Origin of the sequence: Delftia sp. WSY_7 (assembly GCF_043104845.1) — a bacterium.
Lineage (GTDB): Bacteria > Pseudomonadota > Gammaproteobacteria > Burkholderiales > Burkholderiaceae_C > Comamonas > Comamonas tsuruhatensis.
In genome coordinates, this window is the sequence record NZ_JBICLB010000025.1 from 30,395 (window position 1) to 51,719 (window position 21,325).

Annotated in this window: 15 protein-coding genes; 10 read left to right on the forward strand and 5 right to left on the reverse strand. The window is 67.0% G+C overall.

The genetic code is table 11. The features are described from left to right. Nucleotides 1-105: 105 nt before the first annotated feature. The 3 genes from ACF8ME_RS10965 (at nucleotide 106) to ACF8ME_RS10975 (ending at nucleotide 4,024) form a co-directional block, all read left to right on the forward strand. The gene (locus ACF8ME_RS10965; RefSeq protein ID WP_392416392.1) at nucleotides 106-1,941 is read left to right on the forward strand and encodes an AMP-dependent synthetase/ligase; all 1,836 of its coding nucleotides are present in this window, start codon (nucleotides 106-108) and stop codon (nucleotides 1,939-1,941) included. A 7-nt stretch (nucleotides 1,942-1,948) separates the two neighbouring features. Next, a complete protein-coding gene (locus ACF8ME_RS10970) occupies nucleotides 1,949-2,737 on the forward strand; it encodes an enoyl-CoA hydratase/isomerase family protein (RefSeq protein ID WP_392416393.1) in 789 nt (262 codons plus the stop codon). A 99-nt stretch (nucleotides 2,738-2,836) separates the two neighbouring features. After that, nucleotides 2,837-4,024 (forward strand): acetyl-CoA C-acyltransferase family protein, encoded by a 1,188-nt coding sequence (locus ACF8ME_RS10975; RefSeq protein ID WP_047217528.1) that lies wholly within the window; start codon nucleotides 2,837-2,839, stop codon nucleotides 4,022-4,024. Between the two features lie 64 nt (nucleotides 4,025-4,088). Here ACF8ME_RS10975 and ACF8ME_RS10980 read toward each other — a convergent pair whose 3' ends face one another. Next, nucleotides 4,089-5,126 carry a recombination-associated protein RdgC gene (locus tag ACF8ME_RS10980; RefSeq protein ID WP_392416395.1) on the reverse strand — a complete coding sequence of 346 codons (1,038 nt, stop codon included), beginning with the start codon at nucleotides 5,124-5,126 and terminating at the stop codon, nucleotides 4,089-4,091. A gap of 309 nt (nucleotides 5,127-5,435) precedes the next feature. Between ACF8ME_RS10980 and ACF8ME_RS10985 the strand changes: the two genes are divergently transcribed. Further along, nucleotides 5,436-5,981 carry a Spy/CpxP family protein refolding chaperone gene (locus ACF8ME_RS10985; protein WP_126311536.1) on the forward strand — a complete coding sequence of 182 codons (546 nt, stop codon included), beginning with the start codon at nucleotides 5,436-5,438 and terminating at the stop codon, nucleotides 5,979-5,981. A 176-nt stretch (nucleotides 5,982-6,157) separates the two neighbouring features. Beyond that, entirely contained in the window at nucleotides 6,158-6,790 is a 633-nt protein-coding gene (locus ACF8ME_RS10990) for an acyloxyacyl hydrolase (protein ID WP_043789536.1), read from the forward strand. Nucleotides 6,791-8,315: 1,525 nt separating this feature from the next. Here the strand turns inward: ACF8ME_RS10990 and dinG are convergent. Further along, the gene (gene dinG, locus ACF8ME_RS10995) at nucleotides 8,316-10,490 is read right to left on the reverse strand and encodes an ATP-dependent DNA helicase DinG (protein WP_392416397.1); all 2,175 of its coding nucleotides are present in this window, start codon (nucleotides 10,488-10,490) and stop codon (nucleotides 8,316-8,318) included. An 816-nt stretch (nucleotides 10,491-11,306) separates the two neighbouring features. Here dinG and ACF8ME_RS11000 point away from each other — a divergent pair. The 5 genes from ACF8ME_RS11000 to ACF8ME_RS11020 all read left to right on the forward strand — a co-directional run bounded on the left by ACF8ME_RS11000 (nucleotide 11,307) and on the right by ACF8ME_RS11020 (nucleotide 19,291). Continuing rightward, nucleotides 11,307-12,455, forward strand: coding sequence for an efflux RND transporter periplasmic adaptor subunit (locus tag ACF8ME_RS11000; protein WP_016454185.1), 1,149 nt, complete (start codon nucleotides 11,307-11,309; stop codon nucleotides 12,453-12,455). A 21-nt stretch (nucleotides 12,456-12,476) separates the two neighbouring features. After that, a complete protein-coding gene (locus ACF8ME_RS11005) occupies nucleotides 12,477-15,590 on the forward strand; it encodes an efflux RND transporter permease subunit (RefSeq protein WP_016447267.1) in 3,114 nt (1,037 codons plus the stop codon). 301 nt (nucleotides 15,591-15,891) lie between these two features. Next, nucleotides 15,892-17,028 (forward strand): TolC family protein, encoded by a 1,137-nt coding sequence (locus ACF8ME_RS11010; RefSeq protein WP_223275166.1) that lies wholly within the window; start codon nucleotides 15,892-15,894, stop codon nucleotides 17,026-17,028. A gap of 153 nt (nucleotides 17,029-17,181) precedes the next feature. Next, complete coding sequence (locus ACF8ME_RS11015) at nucleotides 17,182-17,886, forward strand: response regulator transcription factor (RefSeq protein ID WP_392416399.1); 705 nt, start codon at nucleotides 17,182-17,184, stop codon at nucleotides 17,884-17,886. A 4-nt stretch (nucleotides 17,887-17,890) separates the two neighbouring features. Then, a complete protein-coding gene (locus ACF8ME_RS11020; RefSeq protein WP_046239392.1) occupies nucleotides 17,891-19,291 on the forward strand; it encodes a HAMP domain-containing sensor histidine kinase in 1,401 nt (466 codons plus the stop codon). A 7-nt stretch (nucleotides 19,292-19,298) separates the two neighbouring features. Here the strand turns inward: ACF8ME_RS11020 and ACF8ME_RS11025 are convergent, their stop codons facing one another. The 3 genes from ACF8ME_RS11025 to ACF8ME_RS11035 form a co-directional block, all read right to left on the reverse strand. Continuing rightward, complete coding sequence (locus ACF8ME_RS11025; RefSeq protein ID WP_392416402.1) at nucleotides 19,299-19,697, reverse strand: YkgJ family cysteine cluster protein; 399 nt, start codon at nucleotides 19,695-19,697, stop codon at nucleotides 19,299-19,301. Between the two features lie 129 nt (nucleotides 19,698-19,826). Continuing rightward, a complete protein-coding gene (locus tag ACF8ME_RS11030) occupies nucleotides 19,827-20,291 on the reverse strand; it encodes a MaoC family dehydratase (RefSeq protein ID WP_392416404.1) in 465 nt (154 codons plus the stop codon). 11 nt (nucleotides 20,292-20,302) lie between these two features. Further along, complete coding sequence (locus tag ACF8ME_RS11035) at nucleotides 20,303-21,274, reverse strand: tripartite tricarboxylate transporter substrate binding protein (protein WP_016454189.1); 972 nt, start codon at nucleotides 21,272-21,274, stop codon at nucleotides 20,303-20,305. Between the last annotated feature and the right edge of the window lie 51 nt (nucleotides 21,275-21,325).

The following is a 21,325-nucleotide window of genomic DNA, read 5'->3' on the forward strand; positions in this document are numbered from 1 at the left end:
GCTTCGCGAGGGAGGGGGACAGCACCCTCGGTGCGGGGCGGCCCTTCCTCGGTGCTCCCGTGTGGGGGCACGCCAGTGTCACAGGCAGCGCGATGGGTCATTGATATGAAGAACCTTCCCGAACTCACCCTGCCCCAGATGCTGGCCGAACGCGCGCGCAGCGATGCCCGGCGCGTGGCCATACGGCAAAAGGACTTCGGCATCTGGAAGCCCACCAGCTGGGCGCGCTACCACGAGCGTGCCAGCCACTTCGGGCTGGGCCTGGCGCAGCTGGGCCTGCCGCCAGGCGGCCACATGGGCGTGATCTCCGAGAACCGCATCGAGTGGGTGCTGGCCCAGATGGGCGCGGGCCTGATCGGCGCCATCACCGTGGGCGTCTACCCCACCAGTCCCACGCCCGAGGTCGCCTACGTGGCCGGACACGCGGACATCGCCATCATGGTGTGCGAGGACCAGGAGCAGACCGACAAGCTGCTGGCCGCCCTGCCCGAGCTGCCGCAGCTGCAGAAAATCATCGTCATGGAGACCAAGGGCCTGCGCAGCCTTGCGCCCGAGCTGCGCGCCCTGATCACCACCTTCGACGAGGTCGAGCGCCTGGGCGCCCAGGCCGCCAGCCGCGCCCCCATCGAACAGGCGCTGGCACGCCAGACGCTGGATGACGTGGGGCTGATGATCTACACCTCGGGCTCCACCGGCAAGCCCAAGGGCGCCATGATCACCTACCGCAACATCCGCGGCGTGGTGCCCGGCATTGCCGAGCGGCTGGGGCTGGATGGCGGCACGCGCCACCTGTCCTACCTGCCGCTGTGCCACGTGGCCGAGCAGATGCTGACCAGCTTCGTGCCGGTCTACCTGGGCTCGCAGGTGCACTTCGGCGAGTCCATCCGCACGGTGCAGGAAGACCTGCGCGAAGTCGCGCCCAACATGTTCCTGGGCGTGCCGCGCATCTGGGAAAAGCTGCATGCGGCCATCAGCATCAAGATGCAGGAGACCGGGCCGCTGCGCCGCGCGCTCTACCGGCGCGCCATGGCCGCCTGCGCGCCGCTGGCCGAAAAGCCCCGCAGGCAATGGAGCCTGGCCGAACACCTCACCTGGGCCGCCAGCTACTGGAGCGTGCTGCGCGCACTGCAGAACTTCATCGGCCTGCGCCAGGTGCGCGTGGCGCTCACGGGCGCCGCGCCCATACCACCCGACGTGGTGCGCTTTTTCCGCACGCTGGGCGTGCCGCTGATCGAGGTCTACGGCCTGACCGAATCCACGGGCATGGTCACGGGCCACCGGCTGGACGACGTGTCCGTGGGCAGCGTGGGCGTGGCCACCGAAGGCGTGCAATGGCGCATTGCCAGCCTCGGCAGCAGCGCGGGCCACGAGGGTGACGACAGCGGCGAACTGCAGATCAAGGGCGACATGGTCTTCGCGGGCTACTACAAGAACCCCGAGGCCACGGCGCAAAGCCTGCAGGACGGCTGGCTGCACACGGGCGACGTGGTGCGCGTGCAGGGCGGCCAGCTGCGCATCGTGGACCGCCTCAAGGACATCATGATCACCGCCGGCGGCAAGAACCTCACGCCCTCGGAGATCGAGAACACCATGAAGGCCAGCCCCTTCATCAAGGAGTGCATCGTCGTGGCCGAGGGCCGCAAGTTCGTGGGCGCGCTGGTTCAGATCGACTACGAGACCGTGGGCCAATGGGCCCAGGCGCGGCGCATTGCCTTCACGCATTTCCGCTCCCTGGCCGAGATGCCCGAGGTGCGCGCGCTCATCGAGGCCGAGATCGCGCAGGGCAATGCGCGCCTGGCCCAGGTCTCGCATGTGCGGCGCTTCCATCTGCTGACCAAGGAGCTGGACCACGACGACGGCGAAGTCACGGCCACGATGAAGGTGCGCCGCTCGTCCATCTACAAGACCTACGCCGCCGAAATCGACGCCCTGTACCACTGAGCCTCCCATGACCGATACGCAAGACACCCCGCTGCGGCTGCAGCGCGAAGGCGCCATCGCCACGCTGACCTTCCACCGCCCCGCCGCCCTCAACGCCATCGACGTGCCCATGGCGCTGGCGCTGCGCGACGCCGTGCGCGCCCTGGCCCAGGACCGTGCGCTGCGCTGCGTGGTGCTGGAAGGCGCGGGCCGCGCCTTCATGGCGGGCGGCGACCTGGACACGCTGGCCGCCGACCCCGTGCGCGGCGCCGCCGAACTGCTGGGCCCGCTCAACGAGGCCGTGGCGCTGCTGGGCCAGCTCGATGCGCCCGTCATCGCCAAGGTGCATGGCGCGGCGGCAGGCGCAGGCCTGTCGCTGATGCTGCAGGCCGACTTCGTCTACGCGGCCGAGGGCACACGCTTCAACCTGGCCTACATCAACCTGGGCGCCAGCTGCGACGTGGGAGCCTCCTGGGCGCTGCCGCGCATCGTGGGCCTGCGCAACGCGCTGGAGATCGCCATGCTGGGCGAGACCCTGGACTGCGCCCAAGCGCAGCGCCTGGGCCTGATCAACCGCGTCCTGCCGCCCGCCGAACTCGACGCCGCCGTGCAGCAGCTGGCCCAGCGCCTGGCCGCCGGCCCCACGGTGGCGCTCGGCCATATGCGCCGCCTCATGCGCGCGGGCCTGGACCGCAGCCTGCGCGACCAGCTGGCCGCCGAGGCCTGCGCCTTCGATGCCTGTGCGCGCACGGCCGACCTGCCGCGCGGCATTGCGGCGTTCCACGCCAAGCAGACTCCGCAATTCGAGGGACGTTGACCTGCGCCCGGAACTGACGCCGAGGCGGCTGCGCTGCCTGCCGCCTGCCCGGCACAATGCACTCCATCCCCCGTGTTCATCGCTTCGAGGAGCTTCACCATGACCCCACGCGACGTCTTCGTCGTCGGCACTGCGCGCACCGCCATCGGCACCTTCGGCGGCAGCCTCAAGGACGTACCCAACACCCAGCTGGCCACCACGGCCGTCAAGGCCGCCATCGAGCGCGCGGGCCTGGCGCCCGACGCCGTCGGCCACGTGGTCATGGGCAATGTGATCCCCACCGATACCAAGGACGCCTACCTCTCGCGCGTGGCCGCCATCGATGCGGGCTGCCCCATCGAGACGCCGGCCTTCAACGTCAACCGGCTGTGCGGCTCCGGCCTGCAGGCCATCGTCTCTGCCGCCCAGGCCATTGCGCTGGGCGATTGCGACGTGGCCATCGGCGGCGGCAGCGAGTCCATGAGCCGCGGCCCCTACTTCGACCAGGCCGCGCGCTGGGGCGCGCGCATGGGCGACGCCAAGAGCATCGACTACATGCTGGGCATCCTGCACGATCCCTGGCAGAAGATGCACATGGGCATCACGGCCGAGAACGTGGCCGAGCGCTACCACATCAGCCGCGAAATGCAGGATGAACTGGCAGCGGCCAGCCACCAGCGCGCGGCCGCTGCCATCGCGGCCGGCCACTTCAAGGAGCAGATCGTTCCCGTGGAAATCGCCACGCGCAAGGGCGTCGTGGTCTTCGACACCGACGAGCATGTGCGCGCGGCCACCACCATCGAAGTGCTCAGCGCCATGAAGCCGGCCTTCCGCAAGGAAGGCGGCACCGTGACGGCCGGCAATGCCTCGGGCATCAACGACGGTGCCGCCGCCGTGGCGCTGGCCGCAGGCGATCGCGTGGCTGCCCTGGGACTGAAGCCGCTGGCGCGCCTGGTCGGCTACGCCCATGCCGGCGTGGACCCCGCCTACATGGGCATAGGCCCCGTGCCGGCCACGCAGAAGGTGCTGCAGCGCACGGGGCTGAAGATTGCAGACATGGACGTCATCGAGGCCAACGAGGCCTTTGCGGCCCAGGCCTGCGCCGTGATCCAGCAACTGGCGCTGGACCCGGCCAAGGTCAATCCCAACGGCTCGGGCATCTCGCTGGGCCACCCGGTCGGCGCCACGGGCGCCATCATCACCACCAAGGCCATCGCCGAACTGCAGCGCACGGGCGGCCGCTATGCGCTGGTGACCATGTGCATAGGCGGCGGCCAGGGCATCGCAGCCATCTTCGAAAGGGTCTGAGCGCCCTGGGGGCGCGGCGATGTTTCACATGAAACATTGCCGGCCCGGGTGCCTTGCTGCTGGCTCAGAACGGCGCTTCTTCAGGCGCCGTGTCCACGGGTGCCGTGGCCGGCCCCGTCAGCGCTCCACGGCCCGATGCCGCTGCGCGCGGTGCCGTCGCGGGAGCGTGGGCAGCAGGCGTCTGCAGCGATGCGGGAAGATCCTGGCCCAGGCCCGTGCGCCCTTCCCCGCCCAACGCCTCGATCAGATCGGGGATGAGCCTGGACAGCTCGCCCGTGGCAATCGCCACGTCGGCATCGAAGCCGCCGTCGTCCTGCGAATGGCCCTCCATCACGGCATCGAGCAGCGCGATCTTGCGGATCTGCAGACCCTCGGTCAGCACAAAGCTCACGCGGTCGTCCCAGGTCAGCGCCAGGCGCGTGGGCAGCTTGCCGTGCTCGATGTGCTGGCGCACCTCGTCGATGTCCAGCGGATGGCGCGCATAGCGCACCACGGCCTTGGATTCGTCGGCGGCCTTGAGCTCGCATTCACGGTCAATCGAAAAGCCGGCCGGGCTTTCCTGCGTGGTCAGCCAGTGCGCCATGGCGGCCTGTGCGCTGGTCTGCGTATCGACCAGGGCCAGCGCAAAGCCTGTGAGGCCCTCCACCAGCGAGCTGACCACCTCGTCGGCGCGCGCCTGGCTGCCGGTGTCCAGCACCAGGGTGCGGGCCTGCGGGTCCAGCCAGACCCACATGGCGCCCTGCTTGGTGAAGGCCATGGGCAGCAGGTCCAGCTTGGCCTCGTCCTTGAGTTCCTTCTTTTCCTTCTTGCCGGGCTTGCGGCCTTCGGTGGCCTCGATGTGGGCGGCCTTCTCGTTGACGCGGCGGTTGAGCACGCTGGCCGGCAGCATCTTGGCCTCGGTCATGAAGCGCATCACCCACTGATTGGCCACGGACTCGGCCAGCGGGCCATGGGGCTCGCCGCGCGGCGGCACCCAGCCGGCGCTGCGCTCCTGCGTGGCGCCGCACTCGGCAAACGGGCTCTTGCCCAGGGCTTCTTCAAGCTGCTGCAAATCGCCCTGCCAGCTCTCGGCAATGCGATAGACGATCATGTTTTTGAACATAGCGAACCTTTGCTCGGACGGACTGCGGCCGTGCCGCAAGAGGGTGTGCAACACCGGGCTGCGCCGCCTCCATCCAGAGGGAGAAAACTGAAAAAACAGCAGGGGCGCCATGCCTTGGCGCCCCGCCCGGCCATTGTGCATGCCTGGCGCCGGACAGCGCTGCACAAGCTTGTCAATTCTTTACAAGCCCTGCGCAAAACCACACGGCCCCGATACATCGGACGACCACACTTCAACCATCCGCTGCACAGGGCCCGCCAAGTGCCTTGACGGCGGCCTTCAGTCACCCTCTCCAGAAAGGATTTTGGAATGACCACCACCTTCCGCCGCACCCTCGCCAGCGCCGCAGCTGCCACCGCCTTGCTGGCCTCGTTCGCCCTGCCCTCGTACGCCCAGACCGCCGCGCCGGCAGCACCGGCTGCAGCCACCACGCCCAAGCCCGAACGTCCCATGCACAAGCCCGGCGAGCGCCGCGAACACATGCAGCAGCGCATCGCCAAGCTCAAGGCCGACCTCAAGCTCACGCCGGCCCAGGAGACCGCATGGAACACCTATGCGGCCACCTTCAAGCCCGGCGAGCGTCCCCAGCGCATGGAGCGCGAGGACTTCGCCAAGCTGACCACGCCCCAGCGCATCGACAAGATGCGTGAAATGCGCGCCCAGCGCGCGGCCGATGCCGATCGCCGCGGCGAAGCCACCAAGGCCTTCTACGCCCAGCTGGATGCCAGCCAGCAAAAGACCTTCGATGCCGCCACGCTGCACAAGGGACACCCTGGCCACCACGGCATGGGCCACGGCCCGCGCCATGACCACAAGAGCGGCCAGGCCCGCCCTGCCCCGGCACCTGCCCAGTAAGCGCCAGCCTGGCCTGCCTGCCACCGGCGGGCAGCCGGATTGCTTGAGCCAGCCCTTGCACGGACGCCTTGTCGGGCGACCGACAGTGCAAGGGCTTTTTTGCTGACGCCCCGGTCTTCACCAGCCTCCCTAGAGTGCTACAGGCACAGCAACGTGTGCCGCCCCCGGAGAAGATCATGGCCCTCAAAATCATTCAAACGACGCCATCCAGCTACCAGAGCCTCGCCAAGGCACGCATCCATCCGCCAGCACGCCTGGCAGCGACCGTGATGCTGGCCTGCGCAGGCGCTGTCCTGCCGATGGCGACCCAGGCGCAATCCTTGGCGCCGGAATCCACCCCTTCCCTGTACCTGCAATATGGCGCGGCCGAGCGCAGCGCCGACAGCTGGACCCTGGGCGTTACCGTGCCCTGGCGCAACTGGCGCCATGCGCTGTGGGGCGGCCAGCTCAGCGGCTACTGGGATATCTGGGGCGCGCGATGGTCCGCCCCCCTGGAAGGCAGCCACCGCAGCACCTGGGTGGTGGGCATCAATCCCACGCTGCGCTGGCGTGGCAGCAACGGACAGTCGCCCTGGTTTGCAGAAACCGGCGTGGGTCTGAGCTGGGCACTGAACCGGCGCTACGTCACGGACGAGAAGGAATTCCCGACCCGCTACAACTTCGCCACCCATATCGGCGTGGGCTACCTGTTTGGCAACCAAGGCCAGCATGAACTGGTGCTGAGGCTGGAGCACCATTCCAACGCTGGCATCAAGAAGCCCAACCCCGGCGAAAACTTCCTGCAGCTGCGCTACGCCCACCATTTCTGACCATCGCTGCAGCCCAGCCCCGACCACCCGCGAGGTGGTCTTTTTTTTGCCCGCTGCAGGCCTGTGGAAAAACCTGGGTATAAAAACCTTGTAAATCCATGCTTATCCACACGATGGATGCATCGCGGAAAGTTGTTCCCAAAACGGGTGCAGCTGCAAGGCAGCATCCACCACAGGGTTTGCATACTCATAACTTATTGATTTTTCATGTGAAAAATCAGTTATCAACAATTAAGCGCTTCACTTACTACTACTACTAATTAAAAAATAGAAGAAATAGGAATAACAGCCGAGCTCGGTTTTTCACAGCACGAACGCCGATCTGGATAAAAAAAGCAGCCCCCTTGCCCAGGAAAAGCTGCTTGTCAACAGATCACAGCATGGTCAGACCCTGTGTTCATCCATGCATCACAGGTCTGTCTTCTGACTGATAAACGCTTAAATTTCTTTTAAATCAATAACTTACGAGAAAACATCAAAAAAAAAGCCTGTCATGCAAAACTGTGGATAGAAGATGATCAACTTTCAAGTTATCCACAGAAAAATCCGTGACATGCAATCTATCCCCGTTGGCAAGACACCGGGAACAGGGCGTTGACCACATGTTTTTCAGTACGCTAGATCCTTGTTTTTTTTAATGTAATGGCAGTTATCCACAGAGATATCATGCCTCTACTACTACGACTATTCTTTATAAGAAGATCAAAGAACAACCAAAGGCGAAGTCACGCCGGGAAGCCAAGGCAGCCAGGTTTGCCAAAAAAAAACAGACGCGTGAGCTTGGCTGGAGCCAGGCATGTGCAAAGAAGGACTGCGCTCCAGCGAAATTGGCGCGCCTGTCTGCAAAAAATCCGCAAGACTCCTGGGCGATGGCCTTGCTCATGAAGACAAGACGTCACCCGTCACCCGGTTGGCATGCAGGTGAACGACGGCCTTTTTCACGCCAGGCTGTGAACAACCAGGGAAAACTTCGAGGAAACGGCGTCTCTCGCACGGGCACATGCGGACACGCCAGAGGCCGCCGTTGTTCATTCAAAAAAATTCAATCCTTGATCTGGGCCCTGCAAGCGGCCTGTGCATCCGAATCAGGAGCAGTTGATCCAGCACTGGCAAGGGCAATCACGAAAAGTGATGGCTGCAGCACTGCAGGGAGAAAGGATGGGAATCAGGCCGTCTCTCCAACGGCCCGCAGACAGCGCAAACACCAGGCAGATGCCAGGACCCCTGCAGGGGCGCCAAAGCGCTTCCTGGGGCCGCCTGATGGCCTGTGGGCCGTGATCTCCGGGGGTGGTCGGCAGGTGTGGCCTGCGAGGTCGCGCAGGTCCTTTGCACCTGTTGCCGGGCGCCGCATGCATGAACGGATCCCGTGGAGTGAAGTTGCCCACAGGCTGTGTGCAAATGGCCTGTGGGCAATCGGGAGGACGGTTTTCAGGAAAATTGCCTGAAATCAAGGGCTTGTGTGGATGGGGGAAGGTGGAGGAAACGGAGAGGGGCTGGTTTCCCCGTTCTTTCCACAGCTTTCGTCTCAGCGTGCCGGGCGGCGCTGCAGGGCAAAGGGCGGCAGGCCCTTGAGCAGCTGCTGGCCATAGCTGGTGTTCACCAGGCGCCGGTCATAGCAGTAGACATGGGCCTGGTCTTCCTCGGTGCGGATGGCGCGGCCCACCCACTGGGCCAGCCGTATCGCCGTGGCCGGCACCACGAGTTCGTTGAAGGGGTTGCGGCCGCTGCTGCGCAGCCATTCGGCGCGGGCCTCGCCCACGGGGTCGTCGGGCGGGGCAAAGGGCAGCTTGGTGATGAACAGGGACTCGCACAGTGCGCCGGGCAGGTCCAGTCCCTCCCCGAAGGACTGCATGCCGAAGATGATGGAGGGCTCGCCCATCTCCACGGCATCGCGGTGGCGTGCCAGCAGCAGGGCGCGGGGCATGGCCGTCTGCACCAGCACCTGCGAGCGCATGGCCGTGGACAGCGCATCCACCGCCAGGCGCATCTGCTCGCGCGAGGTGAACAGCACCAGGGCGCCGGCCTGCACACGGGACAGGTCGCCCAGCAGCGCGTCCACCATCTCCTGGGTGAAGCGGGCGGCTTCCTTCGGATCGGCCACGGTTTCGCGCGCCACCAGCGTGCCCTGTCGCGCGTAGTCGAAGGGGCTGGGCACTTCCAGCGTGGTCACGGCCGCATCGTCGTGCAGGCCGGCCTCGCGCAGGAAGAAGTCGAATTGTCCACAGCTGGTCAAGGTGGCCGACGTGAGCACCGCGCCGCGCACCTGGGACCACAGGTGATGGCGCAGCGTGGCGCCGGGCAGGATGGGGCTGGCATGGGCCTTGACCACGATGTACTCGCCATCTGTCTCCAACGTGAACCATTTGGCATTGGGCACGCGGCTACTGTCGTCATCCTGCGCCGGCTGCTGCATCAGCAACTGGGCCGTGTCATAGACGGATTCCAGGCGGGGTGCCAGTGCGCCAACCTGTGCATAAGCTGTAGACAGCCTGCGTGCTTCCTCTGGATTGTCCTTGATGGCGGCGCGCAGCGCCTTGGAGATGGCGCGCAGCGCGTCCAGAAAGCTGTTGGCATGGTGGGCCGCCCTGCCCAGCGGCTCCAGCAGGGGCTCGGGCAGCATGCCGCGCGGCACGCGCACCCGGGCCGGCCCCCAGCTGTCCTTTTGTGACTTGAGCGTATCGCCGTACAGCTCCATCACCAGGCGCGCCAGTTCCTGCAGCTGCTGGCGCAGCTGGCTTGCATGGCTGGGCAGGTCGGCCAGTTCCTCCACTTCGACCAAGGTATTCACGCGCAGGGCGCGGCTGGTCAGCTTGTCTATCCAGCCCAGGCGGCTCAGGTCCATCTCGCCGGCGAACTGGCCCAGCGCCGTGGCGGGCAGATGGTGGGCTTCGTCCAGCACCAGAAGGCAGTTGTCCAGCTCGGGCAGCAGCCGCGCGCCCAGGGAGGACAGCAGCAGATCGTGGTTGGCCACGATGACCTGGGCGGCCACCAGGTCCTTGCGGCGCTCGTAGTAGACGCAGTTGCTGAAGGCCGGGCAGTGCTTGCCCGTGCAGGACGAGGATTCGGCCGCCACGGGGCTCCAGGCCTCGGTCTCGGGCGGGGTTTCCAGCGAGTCGCGGTCGCCGTCCCAGGCCTGGCTGGCCAGCGCGTTGGCCATGCTTTTGTAGAACTGCATGCGCGCCTCCAGCTCCAGGGCCGGGCGTGCCACGCGGCTTTGGGCCTGGGCCTTTTCCTCGGCGAACAGATCGTCCAGATCCTCGTCCTGGGCCTCGCCAGTGCTGGCCAGCCGCTCCAGCTTCAGTTTGCAGACAAAGCGGCCCCGGCCCTTGGCCAGCGCGAACTTGAAAGGCTGCTCCAGCTGCTGGGCCAGCGCGGGCAGATCCTTGTTCACCAGCTGTTCCTGCAGCGCCACGGTGGCCGTGGAAATCAGCACCCGGGTGCCGCGCGCCAGCGCCATCGAAATGGCGGGAATGCTGTACGCCAGCGATTTGCCCACCCCCGTTCCGGCCTGCACCACGGCAATGGACCGGGTGGGCTCCGGCGCGCCCTCATCGATTTTTCCCAGCTGGGCCTGGCTCAAGGTCTGCGCGACCTGGGCTGCCATTTTTCGCTGCCCCTCACGATTTCGGAACCCCGGGATGGCTCCGACCACGTCATCGAAGGATTTCAGGGCTTGGTCAGCCCATTTTTTTTCATGCATTTCGGCGTATTTCGACCAGATGGATCACTTTGGTCCGTCTGTTTATAAGAATTCGTACAGTGATATGTATTAAATAAGATGCGAAATCTTATGGAATACAGCGCACAAAGCGCGTTTTTCGTATGCCGTACAGCCTACAAGCTGCACGTCATATGGATCACTGCACCCGCCAATCGCATGTGCGTACAGGTGGGTATCGGTGGCCGGGATGGACATCTGTCCACCGGCTGTTCCTGGATTGTTCCCATGGCCGTTGATGGCTGTGCGCGTGGCTGCATCCACAGTCTTGCCCACAGCTGCCAGGGTGTGCGGCCTGTGGTCAATCTTGTGTGCATGCTGTTGGCATGCCTGTGGATTGATGGAGTGATTGTCGCGATTCATCGTTGATTTGCAACGAATTTTTCGCGGATTCAGGTTTGCTGCAATTTGCAGAAGGTGATGGAAGTTGTCACCACTGTGGAAAACAGGGCCTGTGCAGATCTCTGGCTTTGCAGGGTGCATTTTTCCCCGGGATATCCACAGGTCTGCCGCCGCTGCGGCCTGGCCAGGGTCCCACGCCAGGCGGCAGGTCCGGGGCCGCGCAGGCTGTGCGCCGCGGACCGCGCCGGATCTCGCAAAAGTCCGCCAAAGGCACAGACCATCCCCGCCGGGGACAGGTCCCGGGGGCGAGCCCAGGGCATGCGAGTGCCTTACCAAACGGTAATGAAGGCTTCACGCACGCCGGAAGATGCGTTTTCTAGCATCTGTTTCATCTCAGGAGACAAGGGTCGGCTCGCTGCAGTCCCTGCGCTCCAGGCATGGATTGAAGGGGCAAGAATGATCAAGACACTTGCGGGCCTGCCCACGGCAGCCCGGTTTCCGGCGGCCTCGGCATGCGCCGTCATCGCCGTGGCCTGCCTTGTGGCGGGCTGCGATGCATCCAAGGCATCGGCACAGAACGAGCCTGCCGCGCAGGCACCCGCGCCCGCCGGCGTGGTGCGGGTCAAGCCCGAGTCGCTGAAGATGCTGGACATCGCCGCGGTGGCCGATCCGCAGGGCACGCAGATGGCCTGGGCGCCGGCGCGCGTGACCTTTGCCGAGGACCGCGTGGCCACCGTCTCGGTGCCGCTGGCCGCGCGCGTGGTGTCCGTGCGTGCCCACGTGGGCGACATCGTCAAGGCCGGCGACGAGCTGGCCACCCTGGTCAGCCCCGAGGCGCTGCGCGTGCGCTACGAGGTGGAAGCTGCCCGCAGCGCGCATGACGTGGCCACCGTGGAAGTGCGGCGCCAGCAGACCATGGTGGACAAGGGCGTGGGCGTGGAGGTGGATCTGCGCGCGGCCCAGGCCAAGCTGCGCGAGTCGGCCCAGGAGCTGGCGCGTGCCCAGGGCACGTCGGCGCTGCTGGGGCAAGGCGGCGGCGACCGGCTGGTGCTGCGTGCGCCGCGCGCCGGCGTGGTGGCCGAGCGCAAGGCCGTGGTCGGCGCCTCGGTCGAGCCCAGCGGCGAGCTGTTCCTGATCGGCGATCCCGCCGCCATGAACGTGGTGGCCGATGTCTTCGAAAGCGATCTGCCCGGCATCCGCCTGGGCAGTGCCGTGCAGGTCGATGTGCCGCAGCTGCCCAAGCCCCTGACCGGCACGGTGCGCCACCTGGGCGCCACGCTGGACAAGGAATCGCGCCGCGCCTCCGTCATCGTGCAGCTCGATGCGCAAAACCCCGTGCTGCGTTCCGGCATGCAGGCGCGCGTGGGCCTGCAGGTCTCCAACGAGCACGAGATGCTGATCCCCGTGACGGCCGTGCTCATCAAGGATGAAAGCCGCAGCATCGTCTTCGTGCAGACCGGCGAGCTGCAGTTCGAGGCCCGCACCGTGGTGCTGGGCCGGCCCTCGCGCGGCATGGTGCCCGTGGTGTCGGGCCTGAAGTCGGGTGAGAAGATCGTCGTGCGCGGTGGCCTGCTGCTCGACGGCGCAGCCAGCCAGCTGCTCTGATCGCGGCAAGGAGTCCCATCAATGCTGCGTTCCCTGATAGCGTTTGTGGTGCACCGGCGGCTCGTCGCCCTGTGCGCCACCCTGATCATCGCCATCTATGGCGTGTATTCGTACCTGCACACGGCCATCGAGGCCTATCCCGATGTGACCAATGTGCAGGTGGGCGTGATTGCCCAGGCGCCGGGCCTGGCCCCCGAAGAGGTGGAGCGCCAGATCACCCAGCCGCTGGAGCGCGAGCTCAACGGCACGCCGGGCCTGGTGTCGCTGCGCTCGGAGAGCTACTTCGGCCTGGCCATGATCAACCTCGTCTTCAATGACGAGGCCGACAGCTTCCATGCGCGCGCCGAGGTGTCGCAGCGCCTGCCCCAGGCCAATCTGCCCGACGGCGTCACGCCCGAGATGGCGCCCGACTACACGCCGCTGGGCAAGATCTTCTACTACCGCCTGAAGAGCGACCGCCACACGCTGGCGCAGCTGCGCACCGAGCAGGAATGGCGCGTGGTGCGCGTGCTCAAGCAGGTGCAGGGCGTAGCGGACGTGGTCAGCATCGGCGGCTTCGTCAAGGAGTACCACGTCGAGGTCGATCCCGAGAAGCTGTATGCGCTGGGCCTGTCGCTGGAAGACGTGAGCGATGCCCTGTCCAAGTCCAACCGCAACGTGGGCGGCGGCCTGATGCGCCGCGGCGAGCAGTCGCTGATCATCCGCGGCATCGGCCTGCTGCGCACGCCGCAGGAGATCCAGGGCGTGGTCGTGGCCATGCGCGGCAGCGCGCCCGTGACCATTGGCGACGTGGCGCGCGTGGTGCAGTCGCACACGCCGCGCCAGGGCTCGGTGGGCATGGACGATGCCGACGACGTGGTCCAGGGCATCGTGCTGCTCAAGCGCGGCGAGAACCCCTCGGTGGTGCTGGACCAGATCCATGCCAAGGTGGCCGCGCTCAATGACGGCGGCCTGCCCGAGGGCATGCACATGGAGACCAACTACGACCGCTCCGACCTGGTCGGCCACACGCTGGGCACGGTGCAGCACAACCTGCTGTTCGGCGCCACGCTGATCGTGGGCGTGCTGTGGCTGTTCCTGCGCAGCCTGCGCGGCTCGCTGATCGTGGCCACGGTGATCCCGCTGTCGCTGCTGGTGGCCTTCATCGGCCTGCACCTGCTGGGCATGCCGGCCAACCTGATCTCCATGGGCGCCATCGACTTCGGCATCATGGTGGACGGCGCCGTGGTGCTGGCCGAGAACATCATCCGCAACGCCCGCCTGCGCAAGCCGCAGACGCAGGCGGACATGCGCCACATCATCATCGACTCGGCCGTGGCCGTGGCCAAGCCCACGCTGTTCGCCATGGCCATCGTGATCGCGGCGCTGATCCCCGTGTTCTCGCTGGAAAGCATCGAGGGCCGCATCTTCCGTCCGCTGGCCATGACCTACAGCTTCGCGCTGCTGGGTGCCCTGGTCTTCGCCATGGGCCTGGTGCCGGCGCTGTGCGCGCTGTTCCTCAAGCCCCAGCACGTGATGGTGGAAGAGCCCAAGATCTTCGACCGCGCGCACCACGGCTACCAGCACTGGATCGGCAGCCTGCTGGGCGCCGGGCGGCGCCGTGTCATGGTGGTGGTCGCCTCGCTGGCCATCCTGGTGGCGGCCGGCCTGTCGGCCGCCTGGCTGGGCACGGAATTCCTGCCCGAGCTCGATGAAGGCGACGCCTACGTGCTGGTGCAGATGCCGGCATCGATCTCGCTGGAAAAGGGCCAGGAAGTGCTGCGCGACGTGCGCCTGCGCCTGAAGACCTTCCCCGAGGTCATCACCGTCACCACCGAGCAGGGCCGTCCCGAGTCCGGCACCGACAACGAGACGCTGAACCTGGCCAAGGTGCTGGTGCGCCTGAAGGGCCACGGCGAATGGCGCAAGGGCCTGACCAAGCCCCAGCTCATCGAGCAGATGCGCGCCACGCTCAGCGAGATTCCGGGCGTGTCGTTCAACTTCGCCCAGCCCATCCGCGACAGCGTGGAGGAATCGACGTCCGGCGCGCGCGGCCAGGTGGTGCTCAAGGTCTTCGGCCCCGACATTCCGCAGCTGCGCTCCATCCTGCAGCAGACCGTGGACCTGGTGAAGGACATCGACGGCGTGGTCGACCTGGGCCTGTACCGCGATGCGCCTGCGCCCCAGGTGCACGTGGAGTTCGACCGCCAGGCGCTGGCGCGCCAGGGCATTGCCATGGAGACCGCGCAAAAGACGCTGGAGGCCGCGCTGGCCGGCAACATCTCCACCACGCTGTGGGAAGGCGAGTACCCCGTGCCCGTGCGCGTGCGCCTGCCCTACGTGGACCGCATGGACGAGGAACGCATCCGCAACATCGCCATCCCCCTGCCCAATGGCGCTGCGGGCGGCTCGGTGCCGCTGCACTCGGTGGGCCAGGTGGCCATCAAGATCGGCAACTCCTCCATCTTCCGCGAAGGCAATGCGCGCTACATGGCGCTCAAGTTCAACGTGGAAGGCCGCGACATCGGCTCCGTGGTCAAGGACACGCTGGCCACGTTCAAGAAGAACGTGAAGATCCCCGAGGGCTACCAGGCCGTCTGGGGCGGCGAGTGGGAGAACCAGCAGCGCGCGGCCGCGCGCCTGAAGATCGTGGTGCCGCTGTCGCTGATCATCGTCTACGCCCTGCTGTTCGGCGCGCTGGGCCAGGCGCGCAGCGCCGGCATCATCTTGCTGTGCGCGCCCTTCACCATGGTGGGCGGCATCGCGGCCCTGCACTTGGCGGGCATCGAGCTGTCCATCAGCGCGGCCATCGGCTTCATTGCCTTGCTGGGGCAGGTGGCGCTGGCCGGGCTGCTGGTGATCTCGGCCGTGGAGGAGCTGCGACGGCAGGGCATGCCCATGATGCAGGCCCTGGTCGAGGGCGCTGCCGAGCGCATGCGCTCCATCGTGCTCGTGGCGCTGCTGGCGCTGCTGGGCCTGCTGCCCATGGCGCTGTCCACGGGCGTGGGCAGCGAGACGCAAAAGCCCTTCGCCTCCGTGATCGTGGGCGGCATGGTGGTGCTGCCCCTGGTGGCCCTGGTGCTGCTGCCCGTGCTCTATGCGCTGCTGGGCCCCAAGAACATGTTGACGCAGGAAGAACTCGATGAAAAAGAGTAAGCACCCCCTGAGCGGCTGCGCCGCTTCCCCCTCTCTCGCTTCGCGGGAGGGGGACGACGCCATCGCCGCGAGGCGGCTCTTGCTTGGCGTCTCTGATTTGGGCCGTGCCGGTTTTGTGGGTCGTTCACCTTATCGGGCCCTGTTTGTGGCTGTGGCGCTGTGCTGCGGGGCGGGTTCTGCGCTTGCGCAGCAGGCTGTACCCGCTGTACCCGCTGTACCGGGCGGGGCGGCTGTGCCGGCCATCACTGCGGCGCCTGCTTCCGAGGTGGCTCCGGCGGCTGCGCCGCAGCAGCCGGTGGGGATGCAGGAGTATCTGCAGATGGTGGTGCGCAACCAGCCCCAGCTGGCGGCGCAGCGGCTGCAGATCGGGATTGCGCAGGCGGACAGCCGCACGGCGGCGGCGTTTCCCAATCCTTCGGCGTCGTACAGCAGCAAGCCGGGCGAGAAGCAGTGGGGCATAGAGCAGCCGCTGCCCATTTTCGGCCAGCGGCGCCTGCGCATGGAGAACGCGCGCAAGGGCGAGACGGCGGCGCGCGCCAATGTCGAGGTGGCCGTGGCCACCACGCTCAACGATGCAGCCACGGCCTTCATTGATCTGCTGATGACGCAGCAGCGCCTGAAGGTCTGGCAAGAGGCGCAGGAGGCCCTGAACAGCGCGGGCAATATCGTGCGCGGACAGATCGAGGCCGGTGCGCGCAGCCGCTATGACGGCGCGCGCCTGAGCCTGCAGCAGGCCCAGATGGCCATGCAGGTCAGCCAGGCCCAGTCGGACTGGCAGGATGCCGCCTCGCACGCCGCCGCCCTGGCCGCCCTGCCCCAGTGGGCACCGCGCGCCACGGGCAGCCTGCAGGCCGTTCCCGTGGCCCAGCTGTTGCACGAGCAGGAACTTTGGGAGGCCGCGCGCCTGCGCCTGCCGGCCCTGGTGGCCGCCCAGGCCGAGCTGGACCAGCTGCGCCACAAGGTCGAGCTGGAACGCCGCGAAGCCCTGCCCACGCCCAGCATCAGCGTGGCGCGGGTGCGCAACCGGCTGGACGGCAACTACAACCAGATCGGCGTGTCGGTGGAGCTGCCGCTGTTCGATCGCCGCGAAGGCCCCATCGCGCGTGCCCAGGTGGAGGCCGAGCAGGCCCAGCTGCGATACGACGCCGCGCTGATCGAGGCGCGTACCGAGCTGCAGCGCGCCATCAGGCAGCTGAAGCTGCGCCGCGATGCCGTGCGCGCCTACGAAAAGCAGGGCCTGGCCCAGATCGCGCCGCTCAACCAGATGGCCCAGGACGCCTACAAGCTGGGCCAGGGCTCCATCCTGGAGCTGATCGATTCGCTGGGATCGATCAACGAGCACCGCCTGGAGCACCTGGACCTGGTCAAGGAAATGATGCTGGCCGAGTGGCAGGTGCGCGTGGCCAGCGGCGATCTGCCGATGTGGGCTGCGCCCTGACGGTTTCATGCGGCGCGGTGCTCTGGGATGCCGCGCGGCCCTGCCCCTAGCTGGAAAGAGGTGGTCAACATGCCGGCACCCCCACCGATCTCGGCGGAGTCTGGCGCGCCGTATAGTGTCTGCCTCAGTTTCGAGTCAGGCCCTGCCGCCCGCATGTACCGCTATCTCATCATCGAAGACGACGCGCTGAACGCGCGCTACATCGCCGAAGGCCTGCGCCAGCAGGGCGCGCAGGTGGCGGTGTGCAGCGATGGTGTGCAGGGCATCGCCATGGCCGTGGGCGAGAGCTGGGATGTGATCATCCTCGACCGCATGCTGCCCAACGGCTTCGACGGCCTGCAGATCCTGCAGACGCTGCGCTCCATGGGCAAGCAGACGCCGGTGCTGGTGCTCAGCGCCCTGTCGGCCACGGACGAGCGCGTGCGCGGCCTCAAGGCCGGCTGCGACGACTACCTGACCAAGCCCTTTGCCTTCTCCGAACTCTCGGCACGCCTGGAGGCCCTGGTGCGCCGCGCCCAGATCCCGGCCCCCGCGCGCGAGATGTGCCTGGCCGACCTGCGGCTGAATCTGCTCACGCGCAGCGCCGAGCGCGCGGGCCAGCCGCTGGCGCTGCAGCCGCGCGAGTTCCGCCTGCTGGCCTTTCTGATGCAGCACGCGCACCAGATCGTCACGCGCACCATGCTGCTGGAGTCGGTGTGGGACTACCGGTTCGACCCGCAGACCAATGTCATCGACGTGCACATCAGCCGCCTGCGCGGCAAGGTGGACAAGGGCTTCGAGCCTGCGCTGATCCACACCGTGCGCGGCGTGGGCTACAGCCTGTCGGACCGGCCGCAGGACCTGCCGCAGGTGGCCTGATCCCATGTCGCTGGCCAAGCCCTGGAGCTCCACGGCCTTCCGGCTGGCGCTGACCTACGGCGTGCTGCTGGTGCTGACCATGTCCATCGTGCTGTCGGTGTTCTACGTGCAGACCGTGGGCGTGCTGCGCATGCGCATGGACCGGCAGGCCGAGAACCACATGCGCCGCCTGGTCGAGCACCGCGACAAGTACGGCGAGCCCGCGCTGGAGGCCGAGATCCAGCAGACCCTGCTGGACGGCGTCAACACCGATACCGAAATCCTCATCCTCATGGATGGCGACGGCAATCCCATCATCGGCAACGCCGACGTGGTGCCCGCACGCCGCCTGACGGAGATGGGCGTGCGCGATCTCAAGGTGCGGCGCAATGGCCGCATCATCGCGGGCCGCGTGGCCGTGGCCCAGCTGTCCGACGGCAAGCTGCTGGCCGTGGGCAGCGACATGCAGGTGCAAAGCGATGTGGAGGAGCTGTTCGGCCGCGCCAGCCTGCTGGCCGGCCTGGTGGCCCTGGGCATGGCCGTGCTGGGCGCCGGGGCCTTCCGGCGCGTGGTGGAAGAGCGTGCCGCCGACATCCGCAGCACCATGGCGCGCGTGGCCACGGGCGACCTGCGCCAGCGCATCCCGGTCACGCGCCGCGACGATGAGTTCACGCTGCTCAACCGCGACATCAACACCATGCTGGACCGGCTGGAACTGCTGATGGACGGCATACGCCATGTCTCCAACACCATCGCCCACAACCTGCGCACGCCGCTGACGCGCATCCTGCTGCGCCTGCGCAATGCCCAGCAGGCCACGCCCGAGGAAAAGAACGAGACGCTGGCGCTGGTGGCCCAGGAAGTGGCCGAGCTGGGCGTGGTCTTCGACAAGCTGCTGCAGATTGCCGAAGTGGAAAGCGGCGCCAGCCGCAAGAACTTCGCGCCCGTGGACCTGCGCGCCCTGCTGGTCGACGTGGTGGAGTTCTACGAACCGCTGGTCGAGGACGCAGGCGGCGTGCTGCGGCTGCAGGTCGAAGGCACGCCCATGGCGCTGGGCGACGGCGACCTGCTGGCCAGCGCCGTGGCCAACCTCGTGGACAACGCCATCAAGTACGGATCACTGCCCGACAGCGACCACGGCGCCGACATGCTGCTGCGCGCGGGCGTGGCCCACGAGCACGGCATGGACGGCGGCGCCTGGGGCGTGGAAATCATCGTGCAGGACCGCGGCCCCGGCGTGGACGCGCAGACGCGCGAGAAGATGAGCACCCGTTTTTACCGCGCCGAATCGGACCGCGAAGGCTACGGCCTGGGCCTGGCCAGCGTGCTGGCCATCGTGCAGCTGCACGGCGGCAAGCTGGGCTTCGAGAACATGCATCCGGGCCTGCAGGCAAGGATCTGGCTGCCCGGGTTGCCCACGGCCTGAAGCCGTTTCAGCGGTCCTTGTGACCGTAGGCGCAAAAGCCGGGCTTGGGCCCCTTCTTGGGGTGCAGGCGACAGGTTTCGGGCCGCTTGTCGTAGACCGTGCAGCGCCGCGACTTGGCATCCAGAAAATTGCAGTCCCCGCTGGCGCGCCGCGCCATGGTGAAGATGTTGTGCTTGGGGTTGTAGTGGTCGATCAAGCGCATCTTCATCAACCGCTTGGCGATGAGCTTGGGCTCCACGTTGTCCACCTCGAACGGATCCACCAGCTCCAGCCGCACCAGATCGGGCAGCTGCACCTCCAGCGGCATGGTGCAGCAGTTGGCCGCACAGCTGTCGCACATGCCGGACTTGTATTTGCTCCAGGAGTCGAGGCGGTCGACGTCGACGATGCTGATGGGGGATCTCATGGTGGGGGATGGGCGTGTGCAGGGCCGCTATTTTTCGCCAGAAAGCCCGGCGGCGGTTGCCGCGCCGGCGTAGCCAAGCGACGGGGCGGGTCTTTGGGGGACGCTGCCCCTGCATCCATCCCCTGGCCTTCAGGCCGGCCGCTTCCTCAGCAGGTATTTCTGAAACCCGTCGGACACCCGCTCGTCGCGCTGGTTCAGCACCTCGGTGGCCAGGGTCAGCACGCCCGTGGTGTTGCCGGGCTTGAGCTCGGACACCGTCAGCGTGCAGTACAGCGTGTCGCCCACATGGACGGGGGCCAGGAAGCGGCTGCCCTGCTCCAGAAAGCCCTTGAGCGATTCCTCGACCATGTGCGGGAACAGGCCGGCGCCTGCCGCCGTCTGTATGGCCACCTGGTAGCCGTGGGCCAGCATATGGGGCATGCCGCGCGCGCGGCAGTACTCCACGTCGTAGTGCACGGGATGGTTGTCGCCGCTGGCCAGCTGGAAGGCGGCGAACAGGGCATCGGTCATGGTGCGCGAGGGCAGGGCGAAGACCTCGCCCAGCGCGAAGTCGTCAAAGTAGCGCTGGGCGCACAGGGATGGGTGGCGTGGCATGGCGACTCTCCTCAGTTCGCGCTCATGTGGGCGGCCCGGGCGACCTTGCCCCATTTGTCCAGCTCCTGCTTGAGGAAGGCGGCCAGCGCCTGGGGGCGCGGCTGCTTTTCCAGCACCAGGCCCATGTCGTAGGCCTTTTTCTGCAGCCCGGCATCGTCCACCGTGGCCTGCAGGCTGGACTGCAGGCGGGCAATCAGCGCTGGCGGCGTGCCTGCGGGGGCGAACACGGCGTTCCAGGTATAGGCCTCGTAGCCGGGCACCTGCTCGGCAATGGCAGGCGTGTCGGGCGTCTGAGGCAGGCGCTGGGCCATGGTGGTGGCCAGCAGGCGCACCGTGCCCGCCTTGACCTGGGCCAGGCCTGTGGGCGCGCTGTCCAGCATGAAGGCCAGGTGCCCGCCGATGAGGTCCTGTATGGCTGGCGCACTGCCCCGGTAGGGCACATGCTGGGCCCGGGTGCCCGCCATCAGGTTCAGCAGCTCCGCGCCCAGGTGCGGAGCGCTGCCCACGCCCGCCGATGCATAGCTGACCTGGCCGGGCCGCGCCCGCAGATAGGCCAGGAAATCCGGCAGGCTCTGCACGGGCAGCCGCTTGTCCACCACCAGCACCAGCGGCGCCCTGGCGAGCAGTCCCACGGGCGCGAAGTCTTCCTCCGTGCGGTAGCCCAGCTTGTCGTGGATGTAGGGATTGACGGCATGCGCCACCGTGGTCAGCAGCAGGGTGTAGCCGTCAGGGGCTGCCTTGGCAACCGCCTCCGTGCCCACCAGGGTGCCGGCACCCGTGCGGTTCTCGATCACCACGGGCGTGCCCAGCTTCTGGCTCCAGACATCGGCCATGGCGCGGCCGAAGGTGTCGGTGGGGCCGCCTGCCGCGTAGGGAATCACCAGCTTGATGGGGCGCGCCGGATAGTCCTGCGCTGCGGCCGCGCCGGCGGCCAGAAGCAGGGCGGTGAGAAGGGTTTGGCGTCTTGCCGTCTTGAAGTCCATAATTTTCTCCGTTGTCTCCTGGCGCCGACTATAGAAATGCGCTGCCAATGC

Bases quoted from the DNA above. Each gene is read 5' to 3' on its own strand.
- ACF8ME_RS10990 (WP_043789536.1), top strand. From the start codon at position 6,158: ATGGCCCTCAAAATCATTCAAACGACGCCATCCAGCTACCAGAGCCTC.
- ACF8ME_RS10975 (WP_047217528.1), top strand. From the start codon at position 2,837: ATGACCCCACGCGACGTCTTCGTCGTCGGCACTGCGCGCACCGCCATC.
- ACF8ME_RS10965 (WP_392416392.1), top strand. From the start codon at position 106: ATGAAGAACCTTCCCGAACTCACCCTGCCCCAGATGCTGGCCGAACGC.
- ACF8ME_RS11030 (WP_392416404.1), bottom strand. From the start codon at position 20,291: ATGCCACGCCACCCATCCCTGTGCGCCCAGCGCTACTTTGACGACTTC.
- ACF8ME_RS11005 (WP_016447267.1), top strand. From the start codon at position 12,477: ATGCTGCGTTCCCTGATAGCGTTTGTGGTGCACCGGCGGCTCGTCGCC.
- dinG (WP_392416397.1), bottom strand. From the start codon at position 10,490: ATGCATGAAAAAAAATGGGCTGACCAAGCCCTGAAATCCTTCGATGAC.
- ACF8ME_RS10970 (WP_392416393.1), top strand. From the start codon at position 1,949: ATGACCGATACGCAAGACACCCCGCTGCGGCTGCAGCGCGAAGGCGCC.
- ACF8ME_RS11015 (WP_392416399.1), top strand. From the start codon at position 17,182: ATGTACCGCTATCTCATCATCGAAGACGACGCGCTGAACGCGCGCTAC.
- ACF8ME_RS11010 (WP_223275166.1), top strand. From the start codon at position 15,892: ATGCAGGAGTATCTGCAGATGGTGGTGCGCAACCAGCCCCAGCTGGCG.
- ACF8ME_RS10985 (WP_126311536.1), top strand. From the start codon at position 5,436: ATGACCACCACCTTCCGCCGCACCCTCGCCAGCGCCGCAGCTGCCACC.
- ACF8ME_RS11020 (WP_046239392.1), top strand. From the start codon at position 17,891: ATGTCGCTGGCCAAGCCCTGGAGCTCCACGGCCTTCCGGCTGGCGCTG.
- ACF8ME_RS11025 (WP_392416402.1), bottom strand. From the start codon at position 19,697: ATGAGATCCCCCATCAGCATCGTCGACGTCGACCGCCTCGACTCCTGG.
- ACF8ME_RS10980 (WP_392416395.1), bottom strand. From the start codon at position 5,126: ATGTTCAAAAACATGATCGTCTATCGCATTGCCGAGAGCTGGCAGGGC.
- ACF8ME_RS11035 (WP_016454189.1), bottom strand. From the start codon at position 21,274: ATGGACTTCAAGACGGCAAGACGCCAAACCCTTCTCACCGCCCTGCTT.
- ACF8ME_RS11000 (WP_016454185.1), top strand. From the start codon at position 11,307: ATGATCAAGACACTTGCGGGCCTGCCCACGGCAGCCCGGTTTCCGGCG.